This is a genomic window from Martinezella dioscoreae (assembly GCF_009176305.1).
GTDB lineage: Bacteria > Pseudomonadota > Alphaproteobacteria > Rhizobiales > Rhizobiaceae > Rhizobium > Rhizobium dioscoreae.
This window is the reverse complement of sequence record NZ_BLAJ01000011.1, coordinates 35,020-52,979: the sequence shown is the minus strand read 5'-3', so window position 1 is coordinate 52,979 and position 17,960 is coordinate 35,020. Positions and strand designations below refer to the sequence as shown.

General features: G+C 60.9%; 18 protein-coding genes. 9 read left to right on the top strand and 9 right to left on the bottom strand.

The genetic code is table 11. The features are described 5' to 3' along the window. The first annotated feature begins 171 nt into the window (after nt 1–171). Nucleotides 172–471, top strand: a complete 300-nt coding sequence (gene rpmB / locus GDN47_RS27230; RefSeq protein ID WP_069612914.1) for a 50S ribosomal protein L28 — start codon at nt 172–174, stop codon at nt 469–471. Nucleotides 472–588: 117 nt separating this feature from the next. After that, nucleotides 589–1,224: a queuosine precursor transporter gene (locus GDN47_RS27225; protein WP_113333929.1), complete on the top strand. Its 636-nt coding sequence runs from the start codon at nt 589–591 to the stop codon at nt 1,222–1,224. A gap of 99 nt (nt 1,225–1,323) precedes the next feature. On the opposite strand, the gene GDN47_RS27220 is transcribed toward GDN47_RS27225, so the two are convergent. From GDN47_RS27220 to GDN47_RS27205, 4 genes are all read right to left on the bottom strand, one after another. Next, on the bottom strand, nt 1,324–2,319 hold the full coding sequence (locus GDN47_RS27220; RefSeq protein ID WP_152094667.1) for an esterase-like activity of phytase family protein: 996 nt from the start codon (nt 2,317–2,319) through the stop codon (nt 1,324–1,326). A 110-nt stretch (nt 2,320–2,429) separates the two neighbouring features. After that, nucleotides 2,430–4,331, bottom strand: coding sequence for a cobaltochelatase subunit CobT (gene cobT / locus GDN47_RS27215; protein WP_113333927.1), 1,902 nt, complete (start codon nt 4,329–4,331; stop codon nt 2,430–2,432). Nucleotides 4,332–4,348: 17 nt separating this feature from the next. Further along, on the bottom strand, nt 4,349–5,338 hold the full coding sequence (gene cobS, locus GDN47_RS27210) for a cobaltochelatase subunit CobS (protein WP_095436016.1): 990 nt from the start codon (nt 5,336–5,338) through the stop codon (nt 4,349–4,351). Between the two features lie 309 nt (nt 5,339–5,647). After that, complete coding sequence (locus tag GDN47_RS27205) at nt 5,648–6,268, bottom strand: J domain-containing protein (RefSeq protein WP_145636310.1); 621 nt, start codon at nt 6,266–6,268, stop codon at nt 5,648–5,650. A gap of 109 nt (nt 6,269–6,377) precedes the next feature. Here GDN47_RS27205 and GDN47_RS27200 point away from each other — a divergent pair, with 109 nt between their 5' ends. Further along, on the top strand, nt 6,378–6,665 hold the full coding sequence (locus GDN47_RS27200; protein ID WP_113333926.1) for a BolA family protein: 288 nt from the start codon (nt 6,378–6,380) through the stop codon (nt 6,663–6,665). A gap of 15 nt (nt 6,666–6,680) precedes the next feature. On the opposite strand, the gene GDN47_RS27195 is transcribed toward GDN47_RS27200, so the two are convergent. The 3 genes from GDN47_RS27195 to GDN47_RS27185 are packed head-to-tail and all read right to left on the bottom strand — an operon-like array spanning nt 6,681 to nt 9,711. Beyond that, on the bottom strand, nt 6,681–7,991 hold the full coding sequence (locus GDN47_RS27195; RefSeq protein ID WP_113333925.1) for an HlyC/CorC family transporter: 1,311 nt from the start codon (nt 7,989–7,991) through the stop codon (nt 6,681–6,683). After that, complete coding sequence (gene aroB / locus GDN47_RS27190) at nt 7,991–9,121, bottom strand: 3-dehydroquinate synthase (protein WP_152094661.1); 1,131 nt, start codon at nt 9,119–9,121, stop codon at nt 7,991–7,993. Before aroB ends, GDN47_RS27195 begins: the two co-directional genes overlap by 1 nt. Then, the gene (locus GDN47_RS27185; protein WP_069612905.1) at nt 9,118–9,711 is read right to left on the bottom strand and encodes a shikimate kinase; all 594 of its coding nucleotides are present in this window, start codon (nt 9,709–9,711) and stop codon (nt 9,118–9,120) included. Before GDN47_RS27185 ends, aroB begins: the two co-directional genes overlap by 4 nt. Before the next feature lie 160 nt (nt 9,712–9,871). Here GDN47_RS27185 and GDN47_RS32150 point away from each other — a divergent pair, with 160 nt between their 5' ends. The 5 genes from GDN47_RS32150 (at nt 9,872) to GDN47_RS27165 (ending at nt 13,812) form a co-directional block, all read left to right on the top strand. After that, nucleotides 9,872–10,039 carry a hypothetical protein gene (locus tag GDN47_RS32150; RefSeq protein WP_167078112.1) on the top strand — a complete coding sequence of 56 codons (168 nt, stop codon included), beginning with the start codon at nt 9,872–9,874 and terminating at the stop codon, nt 10,037–10,039. Next, nucleotides 10,036–11,025: a site-specific tyrosine recombinase XerD gene (gene xerD, locus GDN47_RS27180; RefSeq protein ID WP_145636314.1), complete on the top strand. Its 990-nt coding sequence runs from the start codon at nt 10,036–10,038 to the stop codon at nt 11,023–11,025. The genes GDN47_RS32150 and xerD overlap by 4 nt, the downstream gene beginning before the upstream one ends. A gap of 63 nt (nt 11,026–11,088) precedes the next feature. After that, nucleotides 11,089–12,042, top strand: a complete 954-nt coding sequence (locus GDN47_RS27175) for an acetyl-CoA carboxylase carboxyltransferase subunit alpha (protein WP_113333922.1) — start codon at nt 11,089–11,091, stop codon at nt 12,040–12,042. A gap of 230 nt (nt 12,043–12,272) precedes the next feature. Then, nucleotides 12,273–13,586, top strand: a complete 1,314-nt coding sequence (locus GDN47_RS27170; RefSeq protein WP_113354435.1) for a L,D-transpeptidase family protein — start codon at nt 12,273–12,275, stop codon at nt 13,584–13,586. Then, nucleotides 13,579–13,812: a sulfurtransferase TusA family protein gene (locus GDN47_RS27165; protein ID WP_113354234.1), complete on the top strand. Its 234-nt coding sequence runs from the start codon at nt 13,579–13,581 to the stop codon at nt 13,810–13,812. Before GDN47_RS27170 ends, GDN47_RS27165 begins: the two co-directional genes overlap by 8 nt. 378 nt (nt 13,813–14,190) lie before the next feature. Here the strand turns inward: GDN47_RS27165 and GDN47_RS27160 are convergent, their stop codons facing one another. Beyond that, a complete protein-coding gene (locus tag GDN47_RS27160; protein WP_113354235.1) occupies nt 14,191–15,393 on the bottom strand; it encodes a CobW family GTP-binding protein in 1,203 nt (400 codons plus the stop codon). Nucleotides 15,394–15,408: 15 nt separating this feature from the next. Then, a complete protein-coding gene (locus GDN47_RS27155) occupies nt 15,409–16,575 on the bottom strand; it encodes a D-alanyl-D-alanine carboxypeptidase family protein (RefSeq protein WP_113354236.1) in 1,167 nt (388 codons plus the stop codon). 195 nt (nt 16,576–16,770) lie between these two features. Here GDN47_RS27155 and GDN47_RS27150 point away from each other — a divergent pair, with 195 nt between their 5' ends. Then, entirely contained in the window at nt 16,771–17,931 is a 1,161-nt protein-coding gene (locus GDN47_RS27150) for a M20 aminoacylase family protein (RefSeq protein ID WP_113354237.1), read from the top strand. The last annotated feature ends 29 nt before the right edge of the window (nt 17,932–17,960 follow it).

The window sequence follows — 17,960 nt, the reverse complement described above, 5'->3', positions numbered from 1 at the left end:
GACAACAGCAGCTTTTTGACGGAATTGCGGGAAAACACAAGGTTTGGCTTGACGGGGCCAGCCTCTCTGACTATAGAACCGCAACTTTCCAATTATGGCCTGTTGGATTGCGCGCCGGGTTTTGCCCGGTATGTCTATCCGATGGCCGAGAAAAACAAAAGTAGGTGTACCATGTCCCGCATGTGCGAATTGACCGGCAAGGCCGTCCTCGTGGGCAACAACGTTAGCCACGCCAACAACAAGACCAAGCGTCGGTTCCTGCCGAACCTCTGCCAGGTCACGCTGATTTCCGACGTTCTCGGCCAGCGCTATCGCCTGCGCGTTTCCGCTGCAGCGCTGCGTTCGGTCGAGCATCGCGGTGGTCTGGACGCTTTCCTCCTGAAGGCAAGCGAAAACGAACTCAGCATGCGCGCTCGCCTGCTGCGTCGCCAGATCGTCAAGAAGTCCGCTGAAGCTGCCGTTGCTGCCTAAGCGGCGCTAGCATTTCGCGATTTCATACCGGCTAAGAGGCTTGTACGGATCATATCCGGACAAGCCCTTTTCCATGTCCGGTTTCTTTCAACTGGTGGCATCTCCCAGGATAAAAAAATGCTGACGATACGTCATACCCTTATCTACGTTCTGCTGATGACGCTGGTCGTCGTCGCTTCCAACATCCTCGTGCAGTATCCGCTGCAGGTCAGCCTCGCCGGCATCAATCTCGCGGATATCCTCACCTGGGGTGCCTTCACCTATCCAGTCGCCTTCCTCATCACTGATCTGACCAACCGCCAGTTCGGCCCCAAGGCCGCGCGCAAGGTCGTCTTTGCCGGCTTCGTCGTCGGTGTCGCGCTGTCGTTCTACACGGCCCAGCCGCGCATCGCGATCGCCTCCGGTTCGGCCTATCTTGCCGGCCAGCTGCTCGACATCTCGGTCTTCAACCGCCTGCGCCGCATGGCCTGGTGGCGCGCGCCGCTGTTCGGTTCGCTCATCGGCTCGATGCTGGACACTCTGATCTTCTTCTCCTTCGCCTTCGCGCCCTTCTTCGTCTTCTTCGGCCCGAACGATCCCTTCGCGATCGATTGGGCTCCGATCCTCGGCGCTTTCTCCACCTCGGCCCCGCGCTGGGTATCCTGGGCGATCGGCGATTTCTCAGTCAAGGTGACCGTCGGCCTCGTGATGCTGCTGCCCTATGGCGCGCTGATGAACATGCTGAAGCCGATGTCGCAGGCGCCGACTGCCTGACAGCCAAATGATCCGCTGCGCGACTCAATATGACGCGCGGCACCATTTCCTGATAAAGAAGGATGGCCAGCGGCCGAGAACCAGACCGCTCGCCCGCTCTCAATTCTGGCTGACGATATTGTCATCATGCAGCTTGAACTCCAGCATCAGGCTGCGCTGCAGAATTGAATGGTTGTCATCCGAGACCATGACAAGATGCAGGGAGCCATCGGCAGCGTGGAAGACATCCAGGCCCTCCATATTGTCGATCTGATCTCCCGAGCCAGCCGCGAAAATCACCTTGCTGTCCACGACAGCGCCCGGCTTGATGTGAGCACCGACGATGCGGCGGATACGCACGCCGAGGCCATGGATCAGCCCGAAGCGCCGCTCCAGCAGCAATAGGTCACCATCAGGCAGAAAGACGCCGTCGCTGACATTGAAGCCGCCATGGCGTCTCACGGTGAAGCGCCCCTGAAGCGGCCCGTCCAGAACGGCGGCGAACAGATTACCCTGATCGTCCAGACTGTCTTCGGCGACGATGACAGCCCCGCCGGCAAGCGGGCTCGACTGCGGCGCGATCATCAGTGCCTCGAGGCTGCGATTGGACCGCAGTTCCCATCTCGGGATAGGAACGGGCATGCTGCCATCGGGCGGCGAAATCTCAAAGCCTGGATCGGGATAGGCATCGACGCGGTGATATTGTTCATAGCTGACGAGGACGTGATTGCCGCGCAGCGCCAAGCCTTCGGCATCCATGACCCCATCGCCCGCATCCGTCTCGCCGAAGCGGTCGATCATAGGCGCAATCCGCGCATCGCTGATCCCCTTCAGCCGCCCCTCCTGGTCGCGTTCGATGGTGCCGGTGAACCAGTGGCCGGTATCCAGGACCGAAATGAACCGCCGTTGATCGTCACGAAAACGAATGGCCGAAACAGCGCCGAGAAACGCATTGTCCGAGCTGAACTCAAGACCGCCGAGAAATTCCAGCGCGCCGAAGCGCGTTTGATCCGAGCCTCGTTTGAAGGTGGAAATGACCTGGGCCTGAATTGCCGCCTTGCCACGCTCGTCGGCGTCATTTCCGGAACCGCAGCCCGAAAGCAGACCCGCGACCATCGCAATGAAACACACGGATTTCGCGGCAACCGGCCAGCGTCGCGAACCGGCGATCTCGTCCGAAAACGACACCGGCCATAAGGCCGATGCCGATAAACGCCACAGCGGGCTCAGCTGGCGCGGCGCATGCGCGAGCGCGGCATGCTCGTCTGATCCTCGAAAAGCGAGGCAAGCTGTTCTGTCATGGCGCCGGCCAGTTCGTCGGCATCGACGATGGTGACGGCGCGGCGATAGTAGCGCGTGACATCATGGCCAATACCGATGGCAAGCAATTCCACCGGCGAGCGCGTCTCGATCTGGTCGATGACGGCGCGCAGATGCCGTTCCAGATAATTGCCCGGGTTGACCGACAGCGTGGAATCATCGACCGGCGCACCATCCGAGATCATCATCAGGATGCGGCGTTGTTCACGGCGTCCGAGCAGGCGGTTATGCGCCCAGATCAGCGCTTCGCCGTCGATGTTTTCCTTGAGCAGGCCTTCGCGCATCATCAGCCCGAGGTTGCTGCGAGACCGTCGATAGGGCTCGTCCGCGGACTTGTAGATGATGTGGCGCAGGTCGTTCAACCGGCCCGGGGTTTGCGGCTTGCCGCTGGCCAGCCACTTTTCACGCGCTTGGCCGCCCTTCCACGCCTTGGTGGTAAAGCCGAGAATCTCGACCTTCACACCGCAGCGCTCGAGCGTGCGGGCCAGAATATCGGCACAGGAGGCGGCAACCGTGATCGGACGACCGCGCATCGAGCCGGAATTGTCGATCAGCAGCGTCACCACCGTGTCGCGGAACTGCGTATCGCGCTCCATCTTGAAGGACAGCGCCTGCATCGGATCGATGATCAGCCGCGGCAGGCGTGCCGGATCGAGATAGCCCTCTTCCAGATCGAAGTCCCAGGAGCGGTTCTGCTGCGCCATCAGGCGGCGCTGCAGGCGGTTGGCGAGCCGGCCCACGGCGCCCTGCAGATGGGCAAGCTGCTTGTCGAGGAAGGCACGCAGGCGCTCGAGTTCGGCCACGTCGCACAATTCCTGCGCCGTCGTGGTTTCGTCGAACTCCTCCGTATAGACGTGATAGTCGACCTTCTCGTTGAAGTCGGCGAAAGGCGTGTTCGGGCGACGGGTTTCGCCCGGCGTTTCCGAATCTTCCTCGCCCTCTTCGCTCATATCGTCGTCGGAGATCTCGCCGCCGTCTTCGGTCGCACCGTCTTCCATCTGCTCGTCGGAAGCTTCGCTATCTTCGGCTGGGGCGGCGTCGGCGCCTTCGTCTTCCTTGACGTCGTCGTCGTTCTGATCCTCGCCGCTCGGCTTGTCCTCTTCGCTCTGCTGGTCGTCGCTATCGGGTTCCGACTGCTCGTCGCCATACTCCTCGGCCATTTCCATAGCCGTCAGCATGTTGCGGACGACACGGGCGAAGCTCTGCTGGTCGTTGATGGCAGACAGCAGATTGTCGAGTTGACCGCCGGTCTTTTCCTCGATGAAGGGGCGCCAGAGATCGAGCACCTTGCCGGCAGTTTCCGGCGGCTTCTGGCCGGTCAGCTTCTCGCGCACGATCATCGCCATGGCTTCACCGATCGGCGCATCCTCGCGCCGTTCGATGCCGGAGAAATTCGCCTTGGCGTATTTCTCCGTATTCATGGAGTTGAGGTTGGCGGCAACACCGCTCATGCGCAGCGAGCCGATCGATTCGACACGCGCCTGCTCCACAGCATCGAAGATCGAGCGGGCGTCCGCGCCTTGCGGCGCCATGACGGCATGCACGCGGGCATCGTGACAGGCAAGCCGCAGGGCCATCGAATCGCCAAGGCCGCGCGTCACCGCGAGCTCATGGGCTGTCGGCCGCTTCGAAAGCTCCGGCAAGCGGATGCGCTCGCCGGTCATACCCGGGCGTTCATTGGCAAAGGCCACCTCGACCTCGGCATCGCCGGCGATCGAGCGGACACAGCCGGTGATCGCCCGGCGCAACGGCTCCATGTCCACCGGGGCGCCCGGCTTCGCTTTGGAATTATCTCCGCGACCTGACATGATGTGTCGGCTTTTCCTTAGGCTTCGAGCACGATGTTGGCGGCACTTTCCTTCAGCTCGACGCCGAACGCGCGCTGATAGTGCTCGGCAACCAGCGGCCGTTCCAGCTCATCACACTTGTTGAGGAAGGTGACGCGGAAAGCAAAGGCGACATCGCCGAAGATTTCCGCATTTTCGGCCCAGGTGATGACGGTACGCGGGCTCATGACGGTCGACAGATCGCCATTCATGAAGGCAGCGCGCGTCAGGTCGGCAACGCGGACCATCTTGGAGACGGTGTCGCGGCCCTTGTCGTTGCGGAAGGACTTCACCTTCGCCAGTACGATATCGACTTCATTGTTGTGCGGCAGGTAGTTCAGCGTCGTCACGATCGACCAGCGGTCCATCTGCGCTTGGTTGATCTGCTGCGTACCGTGATAGAGGCCGGTCGTGTCGCCGAGACCGATGGTATTGGCGGTTGCGAACAGGCGGAAGGCCGGGTGAGGACGGATGACGCGGCTCTGGTCGAGCAGGGTCAGACGGCCCGAGGATTCCAGCACGCGCTGGATGACGAACATCACGTCCGGGCGGCCGGCGTCATATTCATCGAACACGAGCGCGACATTGTGCTGATAGGCCCAGGGCAGGATGCCGTCCTTGAATTCGGTGACCTGCAGGCCATCCTTGACGACGATCGCATCCTTGCCGACGAGATCGATACGGCTGACGTGGCTGTCGAGGTTGATACGCACGCACGGCCAGTTGAGGCGCGCGGCGACCTGCTCGATATGGGAGGACTTGCCGGTGCCGTGATAGCCCGAGATCATCACACGGCGGTTATGAGCGAAGCCGGCGAGAATGGCGAGCGTGGTCTCGCGGTCGAAGAGATAGTCCGTGTCGAGATCGGGCACGTAGGCACTGCCCTGGCTGTAAGCGGGCACGCGAATGTCGGAATCAATGCCGAAGACTTCGCGGACCGAAACTGTGGTATCGGGGATCTCGGAAATATCAAGGTCAATCTTGCTCATCATGTCTCCAGGGCGGGTGGCTCTCACCCTGCCATATCAAACTCAGCCGATTTATCCGAAACGCCGCAGCTTGTTGCCCGCATCCGTCCGGTCGGAACAGCGGCGATACTTCTCCGGGACTAAAGCAAAATCTCGGCGCGATAATATGATCGCTTGCGAGCATCCTTGAACAGAGTCCCCGGACAAGAAACGCCGCGTCCGGAAAGTTGACCGAGGTGCAGCCAGCCAAATGCGCACCCTGCCGCGGTTGCCCGCAGCTTCAGCCGATTTGGACCATACCTGATTGAAGGCGGAGAGCAAGGACGGGAATTAACAAAAACCGTTCTGCTTCAATAATTGATAGGCCTGAATAACTGCGCGGAAGCGCTCTTCCGAGCCGCGGTCGCCGCCATTGGCGTCGGGATGGTGCATTTTCACCAATTCCTTGTAGCGGCGCTTGATTTCCGGAGCCGAGGCATTGGCGCCGAGACCCATGGTGTCGAAGGCTTTCGCCTCCAGCGTTTTCAGCTTGCGCTGCTGCGGAAAACGCGGGCCGCGACCTTGGCCGTCGCCTTCCCTAACGAAGCCGAAGGGGTCGCGAACGCGGGAATAAGCGCCCGAGCGGATATCGGAATGAAGCGGGCTGTTCCTGGCAGCCTTGTTCACGCCCACGGTCCAGGTCGGACGGTGGCCGGTGATGGCTTCCTTCTGATAGCGCGCGATTTCCCCGTCCGAGAGGCCGGAGAAATAATTGTAGCCCTTATTGTATTCCTTGACGTGCTCGAAGCAGAACAAAAAGAACTGCCCTTCAGCATTGCGCCCCACCGGGGCGCGATGCGTACCGTGCTTGTCGCAGCCGTCCCACTGGCACGTCGGCGGACCCTGTTCGGGCTCCTGCGCGCGCTTGCGGCGGGTGCGGATGCGATCGAAATATTTTGAATCAAGTCTCATGGCGTCCTAATTATGGGGCCTTGGATACCCCACAACAAGAATTGACAAACAGGAATGTTATAGGCTTTGTGGGAGCCTTTTTTTTCGCAAGCGAGGTCGACGCGGGAATATGGAAACGACACTGCAATCCCGCATTGAGCGGAAGCTCACCGATGCCTTCGCGCCCGAGCGCCTTGCCGTCATCAACGAGAGCCACCTGCATGCGGGTCATCAGCCCGACATGACCGGGACGGGCGAAACTCATATAAGAGTTCGCATCGTGTCCGCCAAGTTTTCCGGCATGCCGCGCCTCGCGCGCCACAGGGCGATCAACGAGTTATTGAAGCCGGAACTGGAGGCGGGGCTGCACGCGCTGGCGGTAGAGCCGGCAGCTCCGGGAGAGACGGTGCGCTGGTAGGGCGCTGGGGACGCCTTAAGCCGGCTTCGCCTCTTCCGACTCCGCGGGACGGATGCGCAGCTTGGTGATGCGGTTCTTTTCGCGCTTCATGACGATGAAACGCTTGCCGTAGAACGTGAAGGCCTGCCGCTCTTCAGGGATGGTCATCGATTCGTGGATGACGAGGCCGGCAATCGTCGTCGCCTCTTCGTCGGGCAAATCCCAGTCGAGCGCGCGGTTCAGATCGCGAATCGGCACGACTCCGTCAACAACGATCGAGCCGTCGGCCTCCTGCCGCACGCCCTGGATATCCAGATCGTGCTCATCGGCGATGTCGCCAACGATCTCTTCCAGAATATCCTCCAGCGTGACGATGCCCTGCACCTCGCCATATTCGTCGACGACGACGGCGAAATGCTGCTTGCGACGCAGGAAGGCGTTGAGCTGGTCCTCGAGATTGGTGCTGTCGGGCACGAACCAGGGCTTTTGCGCGATCTTGACGATATCGAGATTTTCCGGCTCGACATTACGTTCCGCGAGCGCCCGCAGCAAGTCCTTGGCATGCACGACGCCGATGATGTTGTCGATCGTGCCGCGCCAGAGCGGCATGCGCGTATAAGGGCTGTCGAGGATCGCACGCACGACCACTTCTGGCGGATCATCGGCATTGATGGCGCGCATTGCCGTACGGTGAACCATGATATCAGACAGTTCCAGCTCGCCGAGATCGAGAACGCCACCCAGACGGTCGCGGTCGGCCTTGACCACGGAACCCTCGCGGTGAAGCAGGTCCACGGCGCCGCGCAACTCCTCATGCGCCGACAGCATCGACACTTCCCGGGAGAGATTGACGCCGAAAATGCCCAGGATCTGGCGCACGATGGCATTGACGACGCTCGACACAGGCCCAACGACGATAACGAAGAGGCGTATCGCACTGGCGACATTCAGCGCGAAGCGGTCCGGCGTCGCAATGGCCCAGCTCTTCGGCAGAACCTCCGCGAAAATGACGAGAATGACGGTCATGGCGGCGGTAGCGATCGCCACGCCGGAATTGCCGAACAGACCCAGGAACACGCTGGTCGCAAGCGAGGACGACAGAATATTGGCGAGATTGTTGCCGATCAGCAGCGCGCCGATCAATCGGTCGCGACGTTCTATCAAGAGCCGCACGATGCCGGCACGCCTGTCGCCGTTGGCTTCCAATGTATGAATACGGCTGCGCGAAGCCGCCGTCAGCGCCGTCTCCGAGCCGGCAAAGAAGGCGGAAAGCAGCACCAGGGCCACGATCGATATAATCTCGGGCCAATATTCCCACAAAACAGCCAGCGTGCCCTCGACGGTCATCAGGGATGTTTTTCCTTCAGGAAACTCAGGACTTCGGAAGACGGTACATCGTCCGCAACGAAGGACTGACCGATGCCACGCGTGAGGATGAAGGTGAGCTTGCCGCTCTTGACCTTCTTGTCCTGCGCGATCGCATCCATTAGCGCTTCGGCCGGCGGCAGCTCGCCCGGAATATCGCCCATCCGCGTTGGCAGGCCCACGGCCTTCAAATGCGCCTCGACACGCTTGGCATCATCCGGGCTTGCCAGATTGAGGCGCGCGGAAAATTCATGCGCCAGCACCATGCCGATCGCAACACCCTCGCCATGCACCAGCCGGCGGCTGTCATAGGCAGTGGCGGCTTCCAGCGCGTGGCCGAAGGTATGGCCGAGATTGAGCAGCGCGCGAGGGCCGTTTTCGCGTTCGTCGGCAACGACGACATCGGACTTTGCCTGGCAGCTGGTGGCAATCGCCTCGATGCGAGCGGCACCACCCGAGAAGACATCCTTCCAATTGGCTTCCAGCCAGGCGAAGAAATCCGGCTTGTCGATCAGGCCATATTTGGCGACTTCGGCATAGCCGGCGCGAAATTCACGCTCGCTCAGCGTATTCAGCACATCGGTATCGGCAAGCACGAGATCAGGCTGATGGAAGACGCCGACGAGGTTCTTGCCATGATGGGTATTGATGCCGGTCTTGCCGCCAACGGACGAATCCACCTGCGACAGCAGCGATGTCGGCACCTGGACGAAACGAACGCCGCGGCGCACGATGCCGGCAGCAAAGCCGGAGAGATCACCGATGACGCCACCGCCAAGTGCGATCACCGCATCGTTGCGCTCCACACGCGCCGTCAGCACCGCATCGCAAACGGTAATCAGATGCTCGAAGCTTTTTGTCTTTTCGCCAGCGGGCAAAACGAGGCTGGAAGCCTGGATACCGGCCGCTTCAAGGCTCGCAACCAAAGCATCGAGGTAAAGCGGCGCGACATTTTCATCGGTGATGACGGCGGCCTTGCGCCCCTTCAGCCGGACTGCGATCTCCTGGCCCGCACGCGCGATCAGGCCGGGGCCGATCAGGATGTCATAGGCACGCTCGCCGAGAGGCACGCGCACGAGACGCTCAGCGGAAGCCGGTGTGATCGCATTCATGGTATTCTGCTTTCTGCTTTCTTTCCCTCGGCAATCGCGGCAAGGACTTCCCTGACCATGATATCCTTGCTTACGTCGCGGGAAAGAACCGTGATATCGGCTTCCGCATAGATCGGATAGCGCGCATTCATCAGGTTCTCGAGGGTCTGTTTCGGATTCTCGGTCTTCAGCAACGGCCGTGTGTCGCGCTTGTTGACGCGGTCCCACAAGACGTCGAGGTCGGCCTTCAGCCAGACGGAAAGGCTGCCGCGCTTGACATGCAGGCGCGTGCTTTCGTTGATGAATGCGCCGCCGCCGGTCGAGACGACACGCGGGCCGCCCTTGAGCAGCCGCTTGATGACACGCGTTTCCAGCGCCCGGAACTCCTGCTCGCCATAGGCGGCAAACAGTTCGGCGATCGTCATGCGCGACACGCGCTCAATCTCGATATCCGTATCGACGAAGGGAAGGCCGAGCTGCTGCGCGACTGGCCGGCCGATCGAGGATTTTCCTGCTCCCATCAATCCCACGAAGACGAGATTGCGCTGACCGAGCGCAGCACGCGCCCTGTCTTTAAGGCTCTCGGCAAGGGTCAGGACTTGTTCACTCATCGGCCCATTCACAATTTCTTTGGAAACGGTATCGTCAAATGCACCGGTAGCGTCAAGACGCCGCTATCGTAAACATGTCTGCAATATCCTTCAGCTAACCCTTGAAGGACATAATTATTGCGCATCGCCGCGCCAATGAACGGCGAAGGAGAGTTTTCGAATGCCAACCCTATTTCGCTTCCTTGTCATCTGCGCGGTCATCGCCGGATCGATATATGGAGCAATGTGGGCTCTGGTGCTCTTCGTCGATCCCCAGCCACGTGATGTGACGATCCGCATTGCCCCCGAACGCCTCAATCCTCCGACGACAGGCTCGCTGAAACCATGAGCGCGCAAGCCGAAAATATACGAGCGGGCAAGAGAGATCTGGGGCGAGTGCATCTGGAAGCCTTTCTGGAAATGATGAGCGCCGAGCGGGGTGCTGCCATCAACACGCTGCAATCCTACGAGCGCGATCTCGACGATCTCCATTCATTCCTATCCGGGCAAGGAGTTCGTCTGACGGAAGCCAGCTCCAGCGACCTGGGAGCCTATCTTTCCAGCCTGTCGAGCCAGGGCTTCAAACCGTCCTCCCAGGCACGCCGGCTCTCTGCCATGCGGCAATTCTATAAGTTCCTCTATGCTGAAGGTCTGCGCACAGACGACCCGACGGGGATCCTCGATGCTCCCAAGAAGGGCCGCGCCCTTCCGAAGACGATGGGCGTCGACGAAGTGACGAGGCTTCTGAGCCAGGCTGAGGAGGAGGCCGCGGCCGACGGACCGGACCGGCTGCAGCGCCTGCGCATGCTGGTGCTCCTGGAAATGCTCTATGCCACCGGCATGCGTGTAAGCGAGCTCATCTCTCTGCCGGCGAAGGTGCTGGATCAGGAAGGCCGCTTCCTGATGATCCGCGGCAAAGGCAACAAGGAGCGGCTGGTACCGCTGTCGCAGTCGGCCATTTCGGCGCTGAAAAGCTATGGGCGGCTGCAGGCCGAGATTGCGGCAAACGCCAAGAACCCTGCCACCGAAAGTCCGTGGCTTTTCCCCGCCGCGTCCAGGCAGGGCTATCTGCCGCGTCAGGTTTTTGCGCGCGATCTCAAGGACCTTGCCATTCGGGCGGGCCTGACGCCTTCGATGATTTCACCGCATGTGATGCGCCATGCCTTCGCGAGCCATCTTCTCGCCAACGGCGCGGACCTGCGCGTCGTGCAGGAACTTCTCGGCCATTCGGACATTTCGACGACGCAAATCTACACACATGTGCTGGAAGAACGCCTTCATCAGCTGGTCCAAACGCATCACCCCCTTGCCAAACAGGCAAAAAAACAGGATTAGGACCGGCACACAGGCTGAAGCCGCCATCTCTCGTCACGGGCAAAAGGATCGGAAACGCACCTCATGCACAATTATCTGGACTTCGAAAAACCCATCTCGGATCTCGAAGGCAAGATTCACGAGCTCAAGAAACTGGCGAGCGAAGACGAAAGCATCGACACGTCCGAGGAAGTCGGGCGGCTTGAAATCCGCGTCCGCGAGGCGATGGCCGACATCTATTCCAAGCTCAACGCCTGGCAGAAGACGCAGGTCGCCCGCCACCCGCAGCGCCCGCATTTCGTCGATTATGCCAGTGCACTGTTTACGGAATTCACACCGCTCGCCGGCGATCGCCAATTCTCCGAAGATGCCGCGATCCAGGCAGGTTTTGCCCGCTTCCGCGGCCAGCCGGTCGCCCTCATCGGCCAGGAAAAAGGCAACGATACCAAGAGCCGCCTGAAGCACAATTTCGGCAGCGCCCGGCCGGAAGGCTATCGCAAGGCGATCCGTATCCTCGAAATGGCCGACCGCTTCCAGTTGCCCGTCATCACGCTGGTCGACACCGCCGGTGCCTATCCGGGCGTTGGCGCCGAAGAACGCGGTCAGGCCGAAGCGATCGCCCGCTCGACCGAGATGTGTCTCGGCGTGAAGGTGCCGATCATCTCCATCGTTATCGGCGAAGGCGGTTCCGGCGGCGCCATCGCGATAGCCGTCGGCAACCGCGTCTATATGCTCGAGCACTCGATCTACAGCGTGATTTCGCCCGAAGGTGCGGCCTCGATCCTCTGGCGCGATTCAACGCGCGCCAAGGAAGCAGCAACCAACATGAAGATAACGGCCGATGATCTGAAGAGCCTCGGCGTGATCGACGGCATCATCTCCGAGCCCGTCGGCGGCGCGCATCGCGATCCGAACGCGGTGATAAGCTCGGCCGGCGAAACGATTGCGACCGCGCTTGCAGAGCTTTCCAGCCGTTCGGGCGAACAATTGCGCAGCGACCGCCGCCAGAAATTCCTCAACATCGGTCGCAATCTCTAAGCGGCATTCGGAAAAAGTGATCGCTGAAAGCGGGAATGAGGCCAAACCTTGGCCACATTTCCGTTATCGAAGCTTTTATGGCAAAGAAAAGCTTGCCGACGCGCTGCGGGCACGTCATAGGCTGGTAAGGAATTTTCAAGTATAAGCCATCTATGATTCCGTTTCATGCTTCGAGGGGAGTGGCGAAACAGATCGAGCTGCCACTCTTCGCATTTATGGACCAAGTCAGAATGCGCATTCGTCACCTTGCCTATGTTTCCCTGATGGCACTGGCCCTCGCCGGCTGCAACGACGCGCTGGATACCGCGTCGATTGACCTGTCGAAGGTGAAGAACAAGGTCGAACAGCCGCTTCCAAGCCATATCCTCGCCGACATGGCCAAGAAGGGCATGGACCGCAACTCGCCGATCATGATCCGCATCTTCAAGGAAGAAGGCGTGATGGAGATCCTGAAGGCGAACCAGAACAACCGTTTCGAAGTCATAGCGGATTACAAGATCTGCGCCTGGTCCGGCCGTCTGGGCCCGAAGGTCAAGGAAGGCGACCGGCAGGCGCCGGAAGGCTTCTACATGCTGACGCCGGCTAACCTGAACCCGAATTCGAAATATTACCTCGCCATCAACACCGGCTTCCCGAACCGCTACGATGCAGCCAATGGCCGCACCGGCAACAATCTGATGATCCACGGCGCCTGCTCGTCGTCCGGCTGCTATTCGATGACCGACCAGCAGGTACTGGAAATCTATGCCTTCGCGCGCGACGCCTTCAAGGGCGGCCAGAAGGCCGTTCAGCTCGAAGCCTTCCCCTTCCGCATGACGGCGGAAAACATGTGGAAGCATCGCCTCAGCCCCAATATCGAATTCTGGAAGATGCTGAAGGTTGGCTACGACAATTTCGAAGTCACCAAGCGCCCGCCCGAGGTCGAGGTCTGCGAGAAGAAATACGTCTTCAACCAGCAGGCCAGCGGCCCGTTCAACGCCAGCGGCAAATGCCCCGTCATGACCACGCCGCCTGCCCTGCAGATGGCGCTTGCGACCTATGACAAGCAGTATCAGGCCGACTATGCAGCTGCCTCGAAGAAGTTCGACGGCATGGCCTGGTACGACCCGACCGAAGCCGAGCGCAAGGCCGTCGTCGCCAAGCAGCGCAAGGGCCACGATATCGCCTATGCTCCCACAGGCACCGCCCTTGCCGCCGGCAAGATGATGAAGGTCGCCGATCTCGAATCGATGATGGCGAACCAGTCGGCCCAGCAGATCGCGCGCGGTGGCACGGCAGTAAGCCCGACGGGCAACCCGACGACGGCAAGCATTCGCGTGGCTACGGCAAGTCCTGCGACAGGTGCTCCGATGGCACCTGCGCAGCAGCCCGCGGCCGGCCCCGTCATTGCGGCCAATGTTCCGGCAAATGTGCCGATCCCGACGGCAAACCCCATGAACCCCAGCCTCAACGCGCTCGCCTACGCGCCAGCGCCTCCTGTCGAAACCGCGCAGACCGAGGCCAAGAAACCGCCTTTCTGGAAGTTCTGGGCCAAGAGTGAATAGTCCGGATACCGAGATCTACGATCTGCGCGGCCTGAAATGCCCCTATCCGGCGATCAAGACGGAGAAGCGTCTGCGCGGCATGGCAAGCGGCGCGACCTTGACCGTGGAAACCACGGATCCGCTCGCCGTCATCGACATCCCGCATCTCTGCAACGAGAAGGGCCACACGCTTCTCGTGAACGAGAAGACGGATGGCGGCCATCGCTTCGTGATTCGCAAGGGCTGACTGTCTGCGACCGGGACCATTCTCATGGTTCGAGGGTCGCTACGCTCCCGCCTCAAAACAGGCCGCTTGCATATGGCATGCGAGTGCCACGGATTCCTTCTCCCCTCAGGGAGAAGGGCTATCGCATATGGAGGCGGACGAGCGCCGTAAGCTCCTTCTCCCCTTGGGGAGAAGGTGGCCCGAAGGGTCGGATAAGGGGGTGACCGCTCCCAATCGATCGGCTTTGTGCTGTTAGCAATCCCCCTCATCCGCCTGTCGGCACGATCTCTCCCAAGGGGAGAAGGGGTTGCGTGGCGACCATCTCATATCCGATTAGCTTGGCCCTCACCCTGAGCCCGTCGAAGGGAGAGGCGGGTTGCCAAATCTCAAAGGCTGAAACTAGAACCGCATCCCCGGCACGGCGAGCGGATTATCCTCCAGCGCTGCCCTATCAGGCGTATCGACGCGCGGCTTGCTGAGGAAGGCGTCGAACAGGCCCTTCACGAAATCTTCCGGCAAATCCTTCGTGATGATGACCATGCGCGTGCGGCGGTCTTCGGGGTCAGGCCATGCCGGCAGGCGCACCGGCGCATGGAAGATATTCTGCACGCCATGCAGCACGACAGGACGCTCCGGCCGGTCGGACACTGCAACGATCGCCTTCATGCGCAGGAGCTTCTCGCCATGCGCCGAACGCAGCAGGTCGATGAACATTTCGAGCGCCATCGGATCGATAGGCTGGGTCTCGACGATCGAGAACGACCGGATCGAGCTGTCATGCCGCGTGACGTCATGGGCGTGCTGATGCCGGTGGCCGTGGTGGTGCCCATGATGGTGATGGTGGTGTCCACGATCGCCATGATGATGGTCATGATCATGGTCGTGGTGATCGTGCTCATCATGGTGATGATGATCGTCGTCCGCCTCCAGCTCGTCCTGCAGCCAGCGGCCGACATCGGCGATCTTGGACGCCGGGTCGTAGAGGCCGTTGACCAGAATGGCGGCGCGTCCCGCCTCGTCGCTATCGGCATTCAGGATCTGCGCGCGCGGATTGAGCGCCCTCAGCCTGCTCTCCAGCTGCGCTTCCGGCACGGCGCCGGCAATCCCCGTCTTGGACACGATCAGCCGGTCGGCGACCGCCACCTGCTTGCGCGCTTCTTCGTGATTGTCGAGCGTCTGCAGCCCGTTGACCGCATCGACGACGGTAATGACGCCATCGAGGTCGAAATTGTTGGCGATGATCGGATTGCCCATGATCGACTGCATGACGGGAGCAGGATCGGCAAGGCCGGTCGTTTCGATGACGACGCGCTTCAGCGGCCGGATACGGCCGGTCTGCATCGCGTCCATCAGGTTCGCCAGCGTATCCACCAACTCGCCGCGCACCGTGCAGCACAGGCAGCCATCGGAAAGCTCGATGATGGAATCGCCGGAGCTTTCCACCAGCAGATGATCGATACCGACATCGCCGAACTCGTTGATGATGACGGCCGCATCGCGCATGGCCTCATCCTTGAGGATGCGGTTGAGCAGGGTCGATTTACCCGCACCGAGGAAGCCGGTCAGGATGGCAACCGGCACTCTTAGCTGCGAAACACTCATGATTCCTGTCCGATATTAGAAAGTGGGCCGCGGCATCGGGACCGGCACATTGGACGCGCTGCCGGAGATCGCGATCTTGTTGTCCCTGGTCGCCTTGTCGCCTCTGGCCGTGACATCGTCCTTGTCGCTCTTGGCGGCCGTCGCGATATCCTGGCCGCCGATCAGACCGGCATAGACGAAATTGGGCTCGTGATCCATTTCGTGGATATAGGGTGATTGTACCTTGGTGCGACCGAAGGGATCGCGGGTCTCGCTGCGCGCCTGCGCGCCCTTTGTGCTGCAGATGTCGGCGGTGACATCGGCGACGTCGGCTGCAAGCGGCGCATCGGGCCTGAGGGTCGCCAGCGTGTCGCGGGTGGACAGCTGGTTCTGGAAACCCTTTTCCAGGAGATTGGCAGAATCGTCGGCGCGCGCCGCCAGGCTATCGGTGCCGAGAACGACCGAGATCAGCGTGCGGCCGTTGCGGGTTGCCGAGGCGATCTGGTTGAAGCCGGCAGCGCAGATGAAGCCGGTCTTCATGCCGTCGGCGCCGTCGAAACGGCCGATGAGCATGTTGATGTTCGGCACCTGCTTGACGCCGTTGGTGAAGCCCTCGAGCGAGAAATAGCCGGCATATTGCGGGAACTCGCGGCGCAGCGCCACGCTGAGAATGGCAAGATCGCGCGCCGTCGTATACTGTCCCTTGCCGGGCAGACCGTTCGGATTGATGAAATGCGAGTCGCGCATGCCGAGGCGCGCGGCTTCCGCATTCATCCGCGCCACGAAGCCCTGCTGCGAACCGCCGACCGTCTCTGCGACCGCCATGGCAAGATCGTTTGCCGATTTGACCAGCATCATCTTCAAGGCGTTGTCGAGCGTCATCTTCTGGCCCGGCTTGAAGTACATCTTGGCCGGCGGCTGTGCGGCAGCAAGCTTCGACATGACGACGGGCGTATCGAGCCGGATCTGACCGGACTGAATGGCCCGGAAGGTCACATAGGTCGTCATCAGCTTCGTGAGCGAGGCGGGATACCAGCGGCGAAACGCCTCCTGCTGGTCGAGAACGCGTCCGGTGCTGACATCGACGAGAATATGCGGATTGGCTCCGGCCATTTGCGCGGTCGACAGGAAAAGCATGGATGTTGCTGCGGCCATAGGAACGAGCCGCAGGGCGGCATACAAACGATTCTGCTTCGTCGGCACGATCTATCCTTCAGAAGTCCGGAATTTTCTCGAAAGCTTCGTCTATTTAACCTATATGGCTAGGAGAAGGCAAAGGCGATTGACGACTTTATTTCCCGATGGCACGCCGCCAAGGCCACGATAAGCTGGCCAAGGCTGTGCCAAGGACCCGCAGGTTGAACCAGAATCGATATTGAGCAGCAGGAAAATCAGCATATGCCGATCTTGAACAGAGCCGCAGAACTCCAGGGCGAAGTGACCGAGTGGCGCCGCCATATCCATGCGCATCCCGAACTCCTCTATGCGGTCGAGAATACGGCCGCTTTCGTGGCTGAGAAACTGCGCGCCTTCGGCGTCGACGAGGTGGTGACCGGCATCGGCCGCACCGGCGTCGTCGGCCTGATCCGTGGCAAGGGCGAAGGGCGCACGATCGGCTTGCGCGCCGACATGGATGCCCTGCCCCTCACCGAAATCACCGGCAAGCCCTATGCCTCCCAGACTCCCGGCAAGATGCATGCCTGCGGCCATGACGGCCACACCGCCATGCTGCTGGGCGCTGCGAAATACCTCGCCGAGAACCGCAATTTCAACGGCAACATCGCCGTCATCTTCCAGCCGGCCGAAGAAGGTGGCGCCGGCGGCGACGCCATGGTCAAGGACGGCATGATGGAGCGCTTCCAGATCGCCGAAGTCTATGGCATGCACAACATGCCGGGCCTGCCCGTCGGCCATTTCGCCATCCGCAAGGGCGCGATCATGGCGGCGACGGATGAATTCACCGTCTCCATCAAAGGCGTCGGCGGCCACGCCGCCATGCCGCACAAGACGATCGACCCGATCGCCATCGGCGCGCAGATCGTCTCCAATTTGCAGCTCATCGCCTCGCGCAGCGCCGATCCGCTGAAATCGGTTGTTGTCTCCGTCACGACATTCAACGCCGGCAATGCCCACAACGTCATCCCCAACGATGCGAGCTTCACCGGCACAGTGCGCACGCTCGATCCCGAAATGCGCGACCTTGCCGAGCAGCGCTTCAAGCAGATCGTGACAGGCATTGCCGCAAGCCATGGTGCGGAAGCCGAGATCGAGTTTCATCGCAACTACCCTGTCACCTTCAACCATGCCGACGAGACCGATCACGCGATTGCGGTGGCCGAGGAAATCGCCGGTGCAGGCAATGTCATCCCGAATATCGACCCGATGATGGGCGGCGAGGATTTTTCCTACATGCTGCTCGCCCGCCCCGGCGCCTTCATCTTCGTCGGCAACGGCGACAGCGCCGGTCTGCACAACCCGGCGTACGACTTCAACGACGAAGCCATCGCCCACGGCATTTCCTACTGGGTACGCCTCGCCGAACACCGCCTCAACGCCTGAGGCTCCATCAATGCCCCGCGCAGCCTTCA